This window comes from Bacillus sp. Root131 (genome assembly GCF_001429475.1).
Lineage (GTDB): Bacteria > Bacillota > Bacilli > Bacillales > Bacillaceae_G > Bacillus_A > Bacillus_A thuringiensis_S.
Genome location: NZ_LMJQ01000001.1, coordinates 846,988 through 862,630 on the forward strand (window position 1 = coordinate 846,988; position 15,643 = coordinate 862,630).

The window sequence follows — 15,643 nt, forward strand, 5'->3', positions numbered from 1 at the left end:
ACATTGACAATGTATGTAGTATACATTAATCTTTAATTGTTAATGATAATCGATTTCATCTAGGGAGGACATATGATACATACTAAAAAACTAATTATGTTCTGCATTATGATACTCATGGTTGTAATTGCAGGATGTAGTAAAGAAGAGAAAAAAGAAAATGATATATCAGCTAAAGCAAAAGATTCATATACGGTCAAGCATGCAATGGGCGAAACGACAGTAAATGGTACACCTAAAAAAGTTGTTGTTGTTTTAACAAATGAAGGTGCAGAGGCTCTCCTAGCTGTGGGCGCAACGCCAGTGGGGACTACGAAACCACGTGCTGGTGATGAATGGTACCCTCATGTAGCGAAAGAATTAAAAAATACGGAAGTTGTAGGAACTGAACGTGATATTAATTTAGAAGCAGTAATGAAGCTTAAGCCAGATTTAATTATCGGAAATAAAATGCGTCACGAAAAAATATATGATCAGCTAAAAGAAATCGCACCAACTGTTTATGCAGAAACATTACGCGGTGATTGGAAAGAAAACTTTACGCTTTATACAAAAGCTGTAAATAAAGAAAAAGAAGGGCAAAAAGCTCTTGATGATTATAAAAAACGTATTGAAGGAATGAAAGAGAAGTTAGGCGATAAATTGAATTCTAAAGTTTCTATTATTCGTTTCGTGCCAGGTGATGTTCGTATTTATCAAAAAAACTCATTCTCGGGAGTTGTTTTAAATGATATTGGATTTAAACGACCACCATTACAAGATAAAGATGATTTTGCGATAAAAGGAATTACAAAAGAGCAAATTCCAAATATGGACGGGGACTACTTATTTTATTTCACGTCTGATAAAGATGCAGATAAGAATAATGAAGGAAATTCGTTAGCAAAGGAATGGACAGAAGATCCACTCTTTAAGCAACTACAGGCTTCTAAAAATAATAAAGTATTCCAAGTGGATGAAGTAATCTGGAATACAGCAGGCGGTATTAAAGCTGCGAATCTTATGTTAGATGATATTGAAAAATATTTCCTTAAATAAATGATAAAATACATCACTTTTACGAAGTGATGAATTTTTTGTTCGTGAAAATACAGAAAATTCCTTCTTTAAGGGTGACATAAGTTGTACAATAAAATCAATCATGTGATAAAGGAGTGGGGAAGAATGAAAGCTACTCATAAAGAGTGGATCTTGTTTAATGGGAGAATGATTAATACGAAGGAAGAACAGCCGATGGTCGCATTAGAAGAGCGCGGCTTCCAATTTGGTGATGGTATTTATGAAGTATTTAGACTATACGATGGCAAGCCTCATTTATTAGATTTACATTTGGAACGATTCTTTAACTCTATGGCAGAAATAAAACTAATTCCACCATTTACGAAGGAAGAATTAGTGGAAGAGTTACATCAAATGATTGAAAAAAATCAATTTCAAGAAGATGGGAATGTATATTTACAAATATCAAGAGGTGCACAACCACGCAATCATGTATATGAATCAGATTTACAACCGACATATTTTGCAAATCTTGTTTCGTTCCCAAGACCAGTTGCTTCAATGAAGGCAGGGATTAAGGTAACGGTAGAAGAGGACATCAGGTGGAAGTTTTGCCATATAAAATCATTAAATCTTTTACCAAATATCATGATTAAAAATAAAATAAATGAACAAGGGTATCAAGAAGCAATATTAGTACGAGATGGCATTGTGACTGAAGGGTGTCATTCGAATTTCTTTATGGTGAAAAATAATAAATTGATTACACATCCGGCTGACAATTTCATTCTACAGGGCATTACGCGGCACTATGTTATTACATTAGCGAAAGAGTTACATATCGAAGTAGAGGAACGAGAGTTTTCATTACAAGAAGTATATGAGGCTGATGAGTGCTTCTTTACAGCGACGCCGCTTGAAATATTCCCAGTCGTTCAAATTGGTGATGAACAGTTTGGAAACGGCGAAAGAGGACCAATTACAAAGAAACTCCAAGTGGCATATGAAGAAAGTATTAGATTGTTTAAAGTTATGAACTAATATTGAAGAAAAAAGCTGATATTCCTTCAGCTTTTTTTCATGATATAATTCAAGCGTAGGAAAAGATTTGAAAACGCTGTAAAAAGGGGATTTAATGTATGAATTATGAAGGTTTTAAAGAAGTAATTCACGGAAGACGAAGTGTTAGAAAGTTCACAGAACAAGAAGTATCTACTAATGATATAAAAGAAATAATTGATTGTGCTCGTTATGCACCGAGCGATACGAACTCACAAACGTGGGAATTCTTGGTCATTATGAACCGAGAGAAGATTAAAGAAATTGAACAAATGACATGGGATGCTTTACATAAACTTGCGGCAAAAGCAACAGATAATGGAGAAGAGAAAGCAGGGAAATTACTTACGCGTTCTTTCGGACCATATGCGACAGCTTTCTCTGAGGCACCAGTATTAATCGTATGCTTGGCAACACCATATGAATCAAAGTTTCGTGAAAAGATATTTGATCCCATTGCTTTTGTTCCAGATTCAGTTTGGGAAGAAGAAGGGATTAAGAGTAGCTGTTTAGCGGCACAAAACTTAATGTTAGCTGCACATGCAAAGGGACTTGGTACTTGTCCAATGACAGGGCCAGTATTGCTAGCTCAAGATGAACTGCGCCAATATTTACAAATTGAGCCTGAAAAACAAATAAATATGGTTATTTCACTCGGATTTCCGAAAGATAAGCCAAAAAAACTTCCAAGAAAAGAAGTAGAAGAAATCACAACATTTGTTTTTTAAAGTGCAAAATAAAAAGACATTGGACATATCAATGTCTTTTTATTTTGGAGCGGGTATTATATCGATTTGTTGGGCTAAAATGATAAATAAGAAGGAATTACTATTTATTTCATAAAAAAAATTAATGTTCTATTAAGGAAAGTATGATACATTAATCGTGAGCAAGCTTCTATATGTTCATAAAAGTTTTAAAAGTTATTTTTGTATAATAAATTATAATCAAATGACAGGGGGGATGAATTTTGAAAAAATTCATAATCACTGGATTGTCTGTATTGTTATTAGTAGGTTGCGGTGCTCCACAGGAAAAAGAGGACGCGCAATCAAAACAGGAAGAACAAGTTGTAAACGCAAGTGATGAGAATATGGTTGTATTTCCTGAAGGCGCAATGTCAATTGGAGAAGGGAAAGTAAAAGTTATTACTCCAGATGGTACTTCTGAAAATGGAAATATACCGACTGTATTCATCAAAAAGGATACTTTAATTCAGCAAGTTGAATTAGAACTTTCTAATTTTCAAAGTGATAAAGAAACATTCATATTTGTAGATCAAATGTATACAGATAAACATCAAGTAACTAGTACAACACAGACAACAGTACAATTAAAAGAAAAGACGCTGGAAACAGGTAGTCATACAATTACTGCAGTTCAGTATGAAAACAATGACCCGAAAGGAAAGGTTATTAGTTTTAATCAAGCAACATTTGAGACAAAGCCTGCGTCTTAATCAGAATAAAAAGTACATTACTCAAAAAAGTAGTGTGCTTTTTTGTTTGGATGGAATGGTGTAATAGGGAATAATTTATTTCGTTTTCTAGTACGATTAAGCAGTAAGGAATCACTTGTTACTACTATGATGGAGAAAAAGGTTGAAGGTATGAATCGATATGTTCGTATCTTCTTGATTAGTATAATCATGTCAGTAATTTGGGTTACTATACAAGACGTTAATCAACTTACGTTTAATTATCAAACTTATGACTTGTTAATGGGAAGTATATGTTTTGTCATTGTGTGCCTGTTTTATGATAAACTTTGATTAAGATAAGTTTTACAAGAAAAATGTAGGTATTTCATTTGAAATGTCGAATAGTACATACGATGTCGTAATAACAAATTTTCTATTGTTTACTGTGAAACAGGAGAAGGGGAGATAGTAGTTATGAAACGAGCTCTTATTAATATTGATTATACATATGATTTTGTAGCGGAAAAAGGCGCTTTAACTTGCGGAAAACCAGGTCAAGAAATCGAACAGGAAATTGTACATATAACGAAGCAATATATTGAAAATGGAGATTACGTAGTGTTTGCAATTGATAAACATGAAGAAAATGATGAATATCATCCCGAAGCGAAATTATTCCCTCCTCATAATATAGCAGGTACAAATGGTAGAGACTTATTCGGTGAGTTACAAGAAGTATACGAAACATATAAAAATGCTGAGAATGTATATTATATGGATAAAACGCGATACAGTGCGTTTGCTGGAACAGATTTAGAGATGAAGTTAAGAGAAAGAGGAATAGAAGAAGTTCATCTTGTAGGTGTTTGTACTGATATTTGCGTTCTTCATACAGCAGTAGATGCGTATAATAAAGGATTTAAAATTGTTGTTTATGAAAAGGCAGTTGCATCTTTTAATGCGCAAGGGCATGAATTTGCACTTGGACATTTTAAATCTTGTTTACATGCAGAAGTGAAATGAAAAAGAGGCCTTTAAAAAGGTCTCTTTTTTGCGTTTAAACCGAGACGACATTTTGCTCAATTAATTTTTTTATGAATGGACTAATATTTTGTGGTAGCTCATTTAAATTAAAAAACTGTACATGTAATGATTCGACTCGATCAGCTTGTAGCGAGCCACCTGTAATATCTTTGCAAAGGTAAGCGATTGTCATAGGGTAAAATTCATCTCCGTTCGGTAATTTCACAAAAAATTCTTTACCTGAAAATACACTTACCAGCTGAAGTGTACCAATTTCAATTCCTGTTTCTTCAAGTACTTCTCGTCTTCCAGCTTCTTCTGTAGATTCACCAAGTTCCACAAAACCTCCTGGGACACCCCACATGCCATTTCGCCTTTGTTGTAGTAATATTTGTCCTTGTTCATTGAAAACAGCTACCGCAACGCCTGCTAAATTGAGTGGCCTTGATCCAACAACTTCTCTTAGTTCTTCAATATATCCCATTGGTTGTAACCTCCGTGAGTAATAATATTTTCAAATGAACTATTCGATATAATGTAAATGTTTTCCTTTTGTTGAGATGAGTAGTGTAGTTTTAAAGTAAAGTCATAAAAAATTTCAATTGCCAGCTCCCTTTAGGTTATGAAAAAGGGTATATTTATAGAAGAATGTCTAATGAATTTAAAAAATATAGCGGCTTTGTATAGAATTTTTATTAGTTAAGGAAGTGGATGGATGAGTTTATTAACGTATACTGAAGAATTTTTTAATTATGTAAGGGAGTTTTTACTTTTAAGATTTTTGCTATTTGCTTTAGTTTTAATCATTATTTCGTTTGTAATAAACCGTATTATTGATTGGTTTTTTAGGAAATCAAGCTTTTTTGATGAAGAGGTAGAGCAGACAATTCAAAGTGTAATTCGATCTATTTTTAGATATATCATTATCATCAGTCTTATCATATATTTAATTAGCCAATTTGTAGATATAAAAAGTATTATTGCAGGTGCAGGGATAGCTGGAGTTGTCATCGGTTTTGCTGCACAACAGATGCTAAAAGATGTTATATTAGGCTTTGCAAGATTAGCGGACAAAGAGTTTCGAGTTGGTGATTTTGTAACTTTTAACGGAACAAATTCAGGAACTATTGAAGAGATTAGTATTCGTTTTATGCAAATACGTGAATGGTCAGGAAAATTACTTACCATCCCACACGGAGAGATTAGAACGATACAAAATTTTAATAAAGGATGGATGCGTGTAATTGAACGTATCACGGTAAGTTATCAGGAAGATCCAACAAGAGTGAAGGAATTGTTAGAAGAAGTATGTGTTATATGCAATGAAAAATTGGATCAAACTCTTTATAGAGTAGAGGATGAGGCTGTTGAACCATTTAAATACGTCGGTGTTACAGACTTAAATCCTAACCTGAAATATGTTGGCTATGAATTTTGTATTACAGGTTTAATAAAGCCAGAAGATTATTTTGAAACTTCTAGACAAGTAAGATTTGAATTAATGTCTATATTCCATAAGAATCAAGTGCAAATGCCGGCAGCGAATATGGTTGTTACTACTGAAAGTTTACAGCATATTCATGGTGGAAAATCTTTATCGGACAGCTAAAGTAGAATCGCTTGTTAACAAAAATTCTGATTCCAACATTGGATAGAATAACAATAATAAAATGATTGATATAAAGAAAGGGCTGAAGGAATTCGGTTCTTTTTTTATTTATAGAATTTAGAAATTTCTTAATGTTATAATTGTAGTTGGTGATGAGAATGAACTTTGAAGAAAAAGAGATGCATCGTTTAGAAGCATTAAAAGAAATTGCTGAATTATTAAATGAAGCAACAAACTTACAGGATATGTTAGAAAAAGTGTTGCATACATTGTTACAAGTAATGAATTTACAAACAGGGTGGATATTCTTTATTGATGAAAGTGGAAAGCATAGCATGCTTGTAGACGAAAATTTACCAGAGGCTCTTACGTGGCAAGAGAAGAAGCCGATGTGTGAAGGAAACTGTTGGTGTGTAGAACGTTTTGTGAATGGGAGATTAGAAAAAGCGACTAATATTATTGAATGTAAGCGAATAGAAGATGCAATTGAATGTAATTGGGGAGAGACAGAAGATGTTACACATCATGCGACAATTCCGCTTAGGTCTGGATCAGAGAAATTTGGCCTATTAAATGTAGCCGCGCCTCATAAGACACATTTTTCTGAGGAAGAGTTAGCGTTATTAGAATCAATTGCATTTCAAATTGGAACGACAATACAACGTATTCAATTAGTTGAGAAAGAACGTAAATATGTAGTGGTAGCGGAAAGAAATCGACTTGCACGTGATTTACATGATTCAGTAAAACAATTGTTATTTTCTATTATGCTAACAGCAAAAGGTACTTTGAATATGACGCAAGATAGAGAATTGCAAGAGATGTTAAGTTATATTGGAGAATTATCACAAGAAGCATTACAAGAGATGACGTTATTAATTTGGCAATTAAGACCTGAAGGATTAGAGAAAGGATTAGCAGAAGCAATTCAAAATTACGGGAAGTTGTTAGGAGTTCAAGTGGAAGTTCGAATTGATGGGATGGTTTCAATTGGGGATGAAATAGAAGAAGTTTTATGGCGTATTAGCCAAGAGGCGCTACATAATTGTAAAAAGCATGCTTCGTGTGAAAAGGTACATGTTCTTTTAAAAATAGAAAATAACCAGTTATTTTTTTACATAGAAGATAATGGAATAGGATTTATACAAGATCAAGTAAGGGAGTCAGCACTTGGCCTGAAAAGTATGAAGGAACGTATTCAATTAATGAAGGGATCGTTTCAAATTATAACAGAGCTGAGAAAGGGTACAAAAATAGAAATTCAATTGCCGATTTGAAGGGGAGAATAAGATTGAAGATTAAATTGCTATTAGTTGAGGATCATCATATCGTTCGAAGAGGACTTGTATTCTTTTTGAAAACGAGAGGAGAATTTGAAATTATTGGGGAAGCGGAAAATGGCGAAGAGGCATTACATTTCGTGCAAAAAGAAAAACCAGATGTCGTACTAATGGATGTATCAATGCCGAAAATGGATGGAATTGAGGCGACAAAACGTCTAAAGCAATACGATGAGACGATAAAGGTACTTATATTAAGTAGTTTTTCAGAGCAAGATTATGTTATACCAGCACTTGAAGCTGGAGCAGATGGTTATCAATTAAAAGAAGTACAACCTGAGCAACTTGTCGCTTCTATTATTGCAGTACATCAAGGAAATGCGAATTTTCACCCGAAAGTAACACCTGCATTAATGGGGCGTTCCGCAGTAAAGAAGGAAATAGAAAATCCTTTTTCAATGTTAACGAAAAGAGAGCAAGAGGTACTTCGTGAAATTGCGAAAGGAAGAAGCAACAAGGAGATTGCAGCAGAACTTCATATTACAGAACAAACTGTGAAAACACACGTTTCAAACGTTTTAGCTAAATTGGAAGTGGATGATCGTACGCAAGCCGCATTATACGCAGTGAAACATGGGGAGAATTATTCATAAGTATGAATAATTCTGTTATATCGTATGACAGAATACATAGGAGCAATTAAAATTTATAGTAATCCCTAATATAGGTTTTTCTTCTTTTAATAATTAGGTACAATAAAGTGAAACTCTAATCAGGGGGGACCATCCCCACTGATGATTAGTTTAACTAATCGATTTTTACAGGATAAAGCTACGATGGAAGGGGAAGATATGCTATGCCTGGTACAAGAAGTGGGATTGGAAAGATTCAGGCTTCGTTAAATGGTTTATCACCGAAATTGCGAAGTATTGCCGAACATATTTTGAAACATCCACAAGATGTTGTACATAAATCTATTACAGAATTAGCTGAAGTTACGAATAGTTCCGAAGCTACGATATTCCGCTTATGTAAACACCTTGGTTTGCAAGGTTTTCAAGATTTAAAGATTACATTAGCCCGTGAAATTGTACATACACCAATGCAAAATATTCATGAAGAGGTATCAGCAGAAGATAGTATGGTAACTGTTGCTAAAAAAGTTTTTCATTCGCATATTACAGGACTGCAAGATACTTTACATTTGCTAAATGAAACAGCACTTGAGCAGGCTGTACGAGCCTTGCAAGAAGCAAGTCGAATTGAGTTTTATGGAAATGGTGGCTCTGGTATTATTGCGATGGATGCGTATCATAAGTTTATGAGAACGGGTATTTCTTGTATCGCTCATACTGATTCGCATTTTCAAATTATGGGAGCAGGTTTACTCTCGAAAAATTCAGTTGTTATTGGCATTTCTCACTCTGGTAGCAATAAAGGATTACTTGAAGCATTAGAAGTAGCGAAAGCAAGAGGGGCCAAAATTATTGCGATTACGAGCTATAAGAAATCAGCATTAAGTCAACTTGCTGATATAACGTTATATACATCAACACGTGAGACTGAGTTCCGCACAGAAGCAAGTTCATCACGATTAGCACAGTTAAGCTTATTAGATACTTTGTATGTAGGGTTGTCGTTGCAGCGACAAGAGGAAACGCTTAAAAATTTACAAAGTATACGTGAAACGATTTCGATGAAGCGAATATAAAAAAGCTCTTCAAATGAAGAGCTTTCAGACTGTAGACAAACTATTTTTGGAGAGTTCAAATGCTAAAAATAGTTTGTCTCGTATTATATGGATAATTTATCCAATTACATTTATATGTAGTGCTTTCTATATATAATTTACTATAAGTGAGGAAGGTGTCTTATGAAAATATCCGTTTATGTTGCAAGTGCATTTAGCAAGGATCATAAAGGCGGAAATAAAGCAGGAGTGGTATTTATTGAGAATACAAATACATTGACCACTACTCAAAAAATGACAATAGCGAAACAACTGGGTTATGCGGAAACCGCATTTATATCAGAATCTGAAATTGCTGATTATAAATTTGAGTATTTTACTCCAAAAGAAGAAGTTGATTTATGTGGTCATGCCACAATTGGCTCTTTCGCGATACTGATGCATTTAAATAAAATTTTCAAGAATCGCTATACGATTGAAACGAACAGCGGTGTTCTTACTATTACCATAACAGATGACATCATATTCATGGAACAAAATAAACCGATATTCTATGATGTTGTATCTCCAAATGAGTTCACCGACTGTTTTGACATTAAAGATATAGACAATAAATACCCAATCCAAATTGTCTCCACGGGCTTAAAAGATATTTTAATTCCTATAAAAAGCGAAACACAATTACATGCACTGCAACCTAATTTTGAAAAAATTAAAGAAATCAGCAAGTATTATAATGTTGTTGGGATGCATCTATATACTTTTAATGACAATCGAATTATATGCAGAAATTTTGCTCCACTATACGACATTAATGAAGAAGCAGCGACTGGAACTTCAAACGGTGCATTAGCTTGCTACCTTTATGAACAGCACTATTTGCAAAAAGAAGTCTATGTATTTGAACAAGGTTATTCTTTACACTCGCCTTCCGAAATATTAGTTAAATTAGCAACCAATAGCAAAAATAAAATAGAAAAAGTTTATGTTGGCGGTAAAGGCTATTACTGTGAAACTAAGTGTTTAAATGTAGAAAATATTGAGTAAAGAGCTTTTTTTTATCGTTGAGAAGTTTGTTAATTTATTTTCTTTTAGAAATGTATGACTTACATATAGTCAGTGATAAACTCTCATTTTTAAAAATTAAAAATAAAGACCGATTTGTGTAATGATTCAAATATTGTTCATAATTTCACAATTTGTTTATGAAGTGTCATGTTATGATGAACATGTAATGATGATTGAATACTTAAATTTGGTACGGTAACTAGCCAAAGTAGTGAGGAAAGTAGTTGTGAGATAAACTCATTAAAACGCTAGAACACTAAAGGGGAGATCACATATGAAAGCAGTAGTGGTTAATAAAAACAGCAAAGCAAACATCGAAGTGGTTGAAAAAGAATTACGTCCGTTACGCTCAGGTGAAGCGTTAGTAGATGTAGAGTATTGTGGAGTTTGCCACACTGATTTACACGTTGCGAATCATGATTTTGGTAACACTGATGGCCGTATTCTTGGTCATGAGGGTGTAGGTATTGTTACGAAAATAGCTGATGATGTTAATTCGCTAAAGATAGGTGACCGTGTAAGTATTGCATGGATGTTCCAATCTTGTGGACGTTGTGAATATTGCGTAACTGGTAGAGAAACATTTTGCCGTGAAGTTAAAAACGCAGGTTATTCAGTAGATGGTGGTATGGCTGAACAATGTATCGTTACAGCTGATTATGCGGTAAAAGTACCAGAAGGATTAGATCCTGCTCAAGCATCATCAATTACATGTGCTGGTGTAACTACATATAAAGCTATTAAAGTATCAGATATTAAACCTGGTCAACCTATTGTAATCTATGGCTGCGGTGGATTAGGTAACTTAGCTATCCAATATGCTAAAAATGTATTTGGTGCAAAGGTAATCGCAGTAGACATTAATGACGACAAATTAGCCTTAGCGAAAGAAGTTGGTGCTGATATGACTATCAATCCAATTTCTCAAGGTCCTGCTGATAAAATTGTTCAAGAGGAGCTTGGTGGCGCTTATGCTGCGGTAGTAACAGCAGTCTCTAAAGTAGCCTTTAACTCAGCAGTTGATGCAGTACGTGCTTGCGGTAAAGTAGTTGCAGTAGGGCTACCAGTAGAAACAATGGACTTAAACATCCCGCGACTTGTACTGGATGGAATTGAAGTAGTTGGTTCTCTAGTTGGTACTCGTAAAGATTTGGAAGAGGCGTTTATGTTTGGGGCAGAAGGAAAAGTAGTGCCGGTTGTTCAAACTTGTTCGCTAGATAAAGTACAAAATGTATTCGAAGAAATGGAACAAGGTAGAATTCAAGGGCGTATGGTAATTGATTTTAAAAAACATAATTGTGATTGCAAATAATTCACTTTAAATATAAAAATTGTGAGTCTAGCAAAGGACATGTAAAAAAAGTTAGACGGCATAAAAAGATGATCCCTGTATTTAATAGGGATCATCTTCTTTATTTTCTACTAATATCGATGCCAATTAATACTTGATTAATGAGAAACGATTAAAGGTTTACTTTATTTGCAAACGAAAAAGAATCTTTATGTTTAACAAATTTTTTATGATCTGGAACGTTTTGAATTGCTACAATTTGCGAATCTCTTGCTTTCAGTGCATCTTGAATCCCGATGGTCATAAGCTTAATAAATAGAATCGTAATAAAGAATGAAGCGAGAGTATAAAAAATAATCCACCATGAAAGATTCATTTCATTACGATTTAATCCAATAAGGCCTGCCCAATCATTAGATAGAGAAACAGGTTTGAGCACTCCGTCATAGAGTTCACGCATTTGTATGCCGCCAATTACAATGTTAAGCAACGCTAAATGGATAACGAGTATGAGTGTTTGGACGATATGTTCCATAAATAATACAAATAAGCGGTCAAGTAATAAGACTCGTAAGTGTTTTTTAATAATATGAAAACGACTAGCCCCCAGTAATTGTGAACTTAAGATGTAATCTTGTTTCATAAATTCATCAACCTCTGAGGATATGTATAAAGAAAGTGTAGGCAGAGCGACGAAAATAAGTACGAGTACTTGATAAAACGTAAATGAAATATTTGGATCTACCCCATCAGCATTTGACGTGATTACAATATTAACGGGCGTGATAAGTATGAATGCGATAAATAGAGTTGGAATATAATAAAAAACTTCTGAGCATGACTGGAAAAATCTCTTGAGTTTTGGAGCAAATAAACTTAAGAGGATTCCTATACATGTTCCGCATAAAATTCGAAAGAAGCTAATTGCCACGGCTAATAAAATAGTAAATTTTGCTCCTTCTACAATTTGTAAGAAAACAGACTCTCCAAAACGATCAGATCCAAAAGGTGGAATTAACGATGGTGGAAAGGGAGCCTTTCCAAGTAATTCGTTATTTTCATTGTAAAGTAACTGAGGAGGTTTTGGGATGTTATCTTTAAAGAACCAACTATAAATAAAACTAGCTGAAATAAGTATGAATAAATAAGTAAAGCCGATTAAAAAGCGTTTTGATTTCCAAATAGATTTCATAATGATACTCCTTTCAATTGCTTTTTCCATCTATTCATCATGAATGAGATTATTTGGAAAATGGCGTAAAACGGTAAAATAATCATAACAAGTATAATAAATGTAGCTGGAGGTGAAACAAACGCCTTATTAAATAAAAATTGAATAATGCCTTCCATATTAAAAACAAATTCTAAAATGAATAAATTAGAAAGTAAGAAAACAAAAATCGTTTTTAAATGGTGGAAGAAGTGGATAGATATATTTTTGAATAAATGAATGCATAATATATAACTTGATGAAAGGCCTTTTCCATATGCAACCTCTACGTAATGTTTTCCTTGTTCTTCTTTTATGTATAACACCATCATCCGAAACATTTGTAATGTAGGTAAGACAGCTAATGATAAAATAGGGAGTAAATAAGCTCGATTTTCATTAAAAGAAATAATAGTGACAGGAGATTCCCCAAATTTCTGAAGTACCCATATGAAAAATATTTGCAAACAAATCATCATCATCATATCAGGGACAGCTTCTAATATGAACACAATTCGGTTTATCCATTTTTTTATATAATCTTTTGCTAAAAAATAAAAAAATGCCATGCTAGATGATAAAAAGAGAGCAAGAAAAAAGGCTGAAAATAATATAGTAAATGAATATAGGTAAGGTTCTAAAACAGTTGGAAATAATGGTGTTTTTTTGAAATGGCCAAACTTCGGGTCTGATCCTATAATCACTAATGATTCAAGGGAGAAGACCTGTTTTAACATGGTAACGATCTGATTAAAAAAATAAATTGGTTGAAAGGTAAATCCTTGTTGAGTGATAAATAAATAAGGTAAATTTAATAATAGTAAGAGTGATAAAAGAATTGATGAAAGCTTAATTGTGAATTGAGATATTGTATTTAACATTAAATCCCTCCGACATCTTTTTACAACATTATACAATAAATTCTATATTATTGTTTTATTTTTCTGAAAAATAAAAATACTGTTGAATTTTATAGTATGCAAGATATATTTACAAGATAAAAAAGTAATAGTAGGGGCCGCGCTCTATTTTTATCAAGACAAAAGGACTAGTGAACTTAAAACAATAAACAAGAGCAAAATGCACAGAATTTTCATTCTGCGGGTAGTTACTTTTCTTGGCTTGATAGCGATATTACGTGACCGCTAAAAATGAATATTGCTTTTCAACTCTTTCTTCATGCAAATGAGTAGAACGTATGGAGGACTATGTATGTGTTGTTAATGAGAGGAAAGAGTGTATTGCGTAACGAATATAACGTAATTTTACCGCAAGGAGTAGCTAAATTTAGTGTATAAGTGAAATGGAATGAGTAGATTTATTTTTTTATATGAAAAAAATTTTCTTTTTATAACTTGATAAATGAAAAAATATTTTATATACTAATTCATGTAAACGGTTTACTAAATCGTATTTTGCTAGAAATGAAGGGAAGATTCGCATGGAAACAAGGGGGAGAGTAATCGGGATTGATATCGGTACCACAAGTACGAAAACGGTTGTGTTCACAGAAAAAGGAAAAGTCATTGCATCACATGCAATCGATTACCCAATTATTCAACCGAACGTCGGATGGGCTGAGCAAGATCCTGATGTAATATGTGCCGCTGTATACAAAAGTGTAAGCGTTGCCATCGAAAAGGGTAATGTATTACCAGAAGATATTTCTTCAATCGGTATTAGTACAGCTATGCACGCATTAATTGCAGTAGATGAAAATGGTGCGCCATTAACGCGTTCTATCATTTGGGCAGATAATCGAAGTACGAAGCAATCAGAAAAATTATTACAACAAATGAATGGGCATGAAATTTATAGACGTACAGGTACACCAATTCATCCGATGTCACCACTTTCTAAATTGTTATGGATGAAAGAAGAGGAACCAGAGTTATATACAAGTGCTTATAAATTCATTTCCATTAAAGAGTATGTGATTTACCAATTATTTTCACGCTACGTAGTTGATTATTCGATTGCTTCTGCTACGGGGTTATTTAATTTAGAAACATTAAACTGGGATGAAGATGTTTTAACTATGTTACATATGTCACCAGAACAATTATCAACCCCTGTACCAACTACATATATTTTATCAGGTATGAAGCCAGAATTAGCACAGAAGATGGGGATAAGTGCAGAGACACCAATTGTCATAGGAGCAAGTGATGGGGTTCTTGCAAATGTAGGAGTTGGGGCGATATCACCGGGTGCGGCTGCAATTACCATTGGAACGAGTGGTGCGGTTCGAACAATCTCATCAAATATAAATACAGATGAGAAAGGGAGAACGTTTTGTTACGCATTAACAGATGAGCACTGGGTAATCGGTGGTCCAACGAATAACGGCGGAATATTACTGAGATGGTTACGTGATGAATTTGGTAGTCCAGAGCAAGAAGTAGCAAGAAAGCTCGGAATTGATCCTTATGATTTATTAATTAAATATGCAGAAAGCGTACCAGCTGGAGCGGATGGGCTATTGTTCTTACCTTTCTTATCTGGAGAACGCGCACCTTACTGGAATGCAAATGCTCGTGGTACATTCTTTGGAATCAATCTTCAACATAAGCGAGAACATTTTATACGTGCAGTGATGGAAGGTGTTTGTATGAGTGTATATTCAGTAGCACTCGCAATTAGAGATTGTACAGGGCCACTTACTGAAATACGAGTTTCAGGAGGGTTTGCGAAATCTGCATTTTGGAGACAAATGTTGTCCGATATGATGGGGAAAGAATTGCTTGTACCTGAAAGTCATGAAGCATCTGCGCTTGGGGCAGCGGCAGTTGCTTTATATGCTGTAGGAAAAATTGATTCTCTTGAAGAGGTAAAGGATTGGATTGATATTGTTCATCACCATGTACCGAATAAAGAAAATACGGCTATATATTTAGAAATGTTTTATATGTATGAACGACTTTACAATCGCTTGAAAGAAGAATTTGATTGTATAGCTGCTTTCCAACGTAAATAATAGGGGGATTGGGAGAA

At 34.0% G+C, this 15,643-nt stretch carries 15 protein-coding genes; 12 read left to right on the top strand and 3 right to left on the bottom strand.

Features of this window, described 5'->3' with window-relative positions:
• Positions 1-72 precede the first annotated feature (72 nt).
• The 5 genes from ASE54_RS04325 to ASE54_RS04350 all read left to right on the top strand — a co-directional run bounded on the left by ASE54_RS04325 (position 73) and on the right by ASE54_RS04350 (position 4,501).
• On the top strand, positions 73-1,038 hold the full coding sequence (locus ASE54_RS04325) for an iron-siderophore ABC transporter substrate-binding protein (RefSeq protein ID WP_000581986.1): 966 nt from the start codon (positions 73-75) through the stop codon (positions 1,036-1,038).
• Positions 1,039-1,164: 126 nt separating this feature from the next.
• Positions 1,165-2,040: a D-amino-acid transaminase gene (gene dat / locus ASE54_RS04330; RefSeq protein ID WP_000648395.1), complete on the top strand. Its 876-nt coding sequence runs from the start codon at positions 1,165-1,167 to the stop codon at positions 2,038-2,040.
• 98 nt (positions 2,041-2,138) lie between these two features.
• Entirely contained in the window at positions 2,139-2,786 is a 648-nt protein-coding gene (locus ASE54_RS04335) for a nitroreductase family protein (RefSeq protein WP_001105348.1), read from the top strand.
• Between the two features lie 242 nt (positions 2,787-3,028).
• Positions 3,029-3,517, top strand: a complete 489-nt coding sequence (locus tag ASE54_RS04340) for a hypothetical protein (RefSeq protein WP_000713494.1) — start codon at positions 3,029-3,031, stop codon at positions 3,515-3,517.
• A 435-nt stretch (positions 3,518-3,952) separates the two neighbouring features.
• The gene (locus tag ASE54_RS04350; protein WP_000816791.1) at positions 3,953-4,501 is read left to right on the top strand and encodes an isochorismatase family cysteine hydrolase; all 549 of its coding nucleotides are present in this window, start codon (positions 3,953-3,955) and stop codon (positions 4,499-4,501) included.
• 34 nt (positions 4,502-4,535) lie between these two features.
• On the opposite strand, the gene ASE54_RS04355 is transcribed toward ASE54_RS04350, so the two are convergent.
• Positions 4,536-4,985: an NUDIX hydrolase gene (locus ASE54_RS04355; protein WP_000540506.1), complete on the bottom strand. Its 450-nt coding sequence runs from the start codon at positions 4,983-4,985 to the stop codon at positions 4,536-4,538.
• A 231-nt stretch (positions 4,986-5,216) separates the two neighbouring features.
• On the opposite strand from ASE54_RS04355, the gene ASE54_RS04360 reads away from it, so the two are divergent.
• The 6 genes from ASE54_RS04360 (at position 5,217) to adhP (ending at position 11,460) form a co-directional block, all read left to right on the top strand.
• On the top strand, positions 5,217-6,110 hold the full coding sequence (locus ASE54_RS04360) for a mechanosensitive ion channel family protein (protein ID WP_000055428.1): 894 nt from the start codon (positions 5,217-5,219) through the stop codon (positions 6,108-6,110).
• 179 nt (positions 6,111-6,289) lie between these two features.
• Positions 6,290-7,387, top strand: coding sequence for a two-component system sensor histidine kinase CasK (gene casK, locus ASE54_RS04365; protein ID WP_170264794.1), 1,098 nt, complete (start codon positions 6,290-6,292; stop codon positions 7,385-7,387).
• A 14-nt stretch (positions 7,388-7,401) separates the two neighbouring features.
• Positions 7,402-8,043, top strand: coding sequence for a two-component system response regulator CasR (casR, locus tag ASE54_RS04370; RefSeq protein WP_000694653.1), 642 nt, complete (start codon positions 7,402-7,404; stop codon positions 8,041-8,043).
• Positions 8,044-8,246: 203 nt separating this feature from the next.
• On the top strand, positions 8,247-9,101 hold the full coding sequence (locus tag ASE54_RS04375) for a MurR/RpiR family transcriptional regulator (protein WP_001119645.1): 855 nt from the start codon (positions 8,247-8,249) through the stop codon (positions 9,099-9,101).
• A 162-nt stretch (positions 9,102-9,263) separates the two neighbouring features.
• On the top strand, positions 9,264-10,127 hold the full coding sequence (locus ASE54_RS04380; protein ID WP_000704327.1) for a PhzF family phenazine biosynthesis protein: 864 nt from the start codon (positions 9,264-9,266) through the stop codon (positions 10,125-10,127).
• A gap of 295 nt (positions 10,128-10,422) precedes the next feature.
• The gene (gene adhP, locus ASE54_RS04385) at positions 10,423-11,460 is read left to right on the top strand and encodes an alcohol dehydrogenase AdhP (RefSeq protein ID WP_000649140.1); all 1,038 of its coding nucleotides are present in this window, start codon (positions 10,423-10,425) and stop codon (positions 11,458-11,460) included.
• 151 nt (positions 11,461-11,611) lie between these two features.
• Here adhP and ASE54_RS04390 read toward each other — a convergent pair whose 3' ends face one another.
• Positions 11,612-12,631 carry an ABC transporter permease subunit gene (locus ASE54_RS04390; RefSeq protein ID WP_000836579.1) on the bottom strand — a complete coding sequence of 340 codons (1,020 nt, stop codon included), beginning with the start codon at positions 12,629-12,631 and terminating at the stop codon, positions 11,612-11,614.
• Positions 12,628-13,530 carry an ABC transporter permease subunit gene (locus ASE54_RS04395; protein ID WP_000935302.1) on the bottom strand — a complete coding sequence of 301 codons (903 nt, stop codon included), beginning with the start codon at positions 13,528-13,530 and terminating at the stop codon, positions 12,628-12,630. Before ASE54_RS04395 ends, ASE54_RS04390 begins: the two co-directional genes overlap by 4 nt.
• A 560-nt stretch (positions 13,531-14,090) precedes the next feature.
• On the opposite strand from ASE54_RS04395, the gene gntK reads away from it, so the two are divergent.
• Positions 14,091-15,626 (top strand): gluconokinase, encoded by a 1,536-nt coding sequence (gene gntK / locus ASE54_RS04400; protein ID WP_000449998.1) that lies wholly within the window; start codon positions 14,091-14,093, stop codon positions 15,624-15,626.
• The last annotated feature ends 17 nt before the right edge of the window (positions 15,627-15,643 follow it).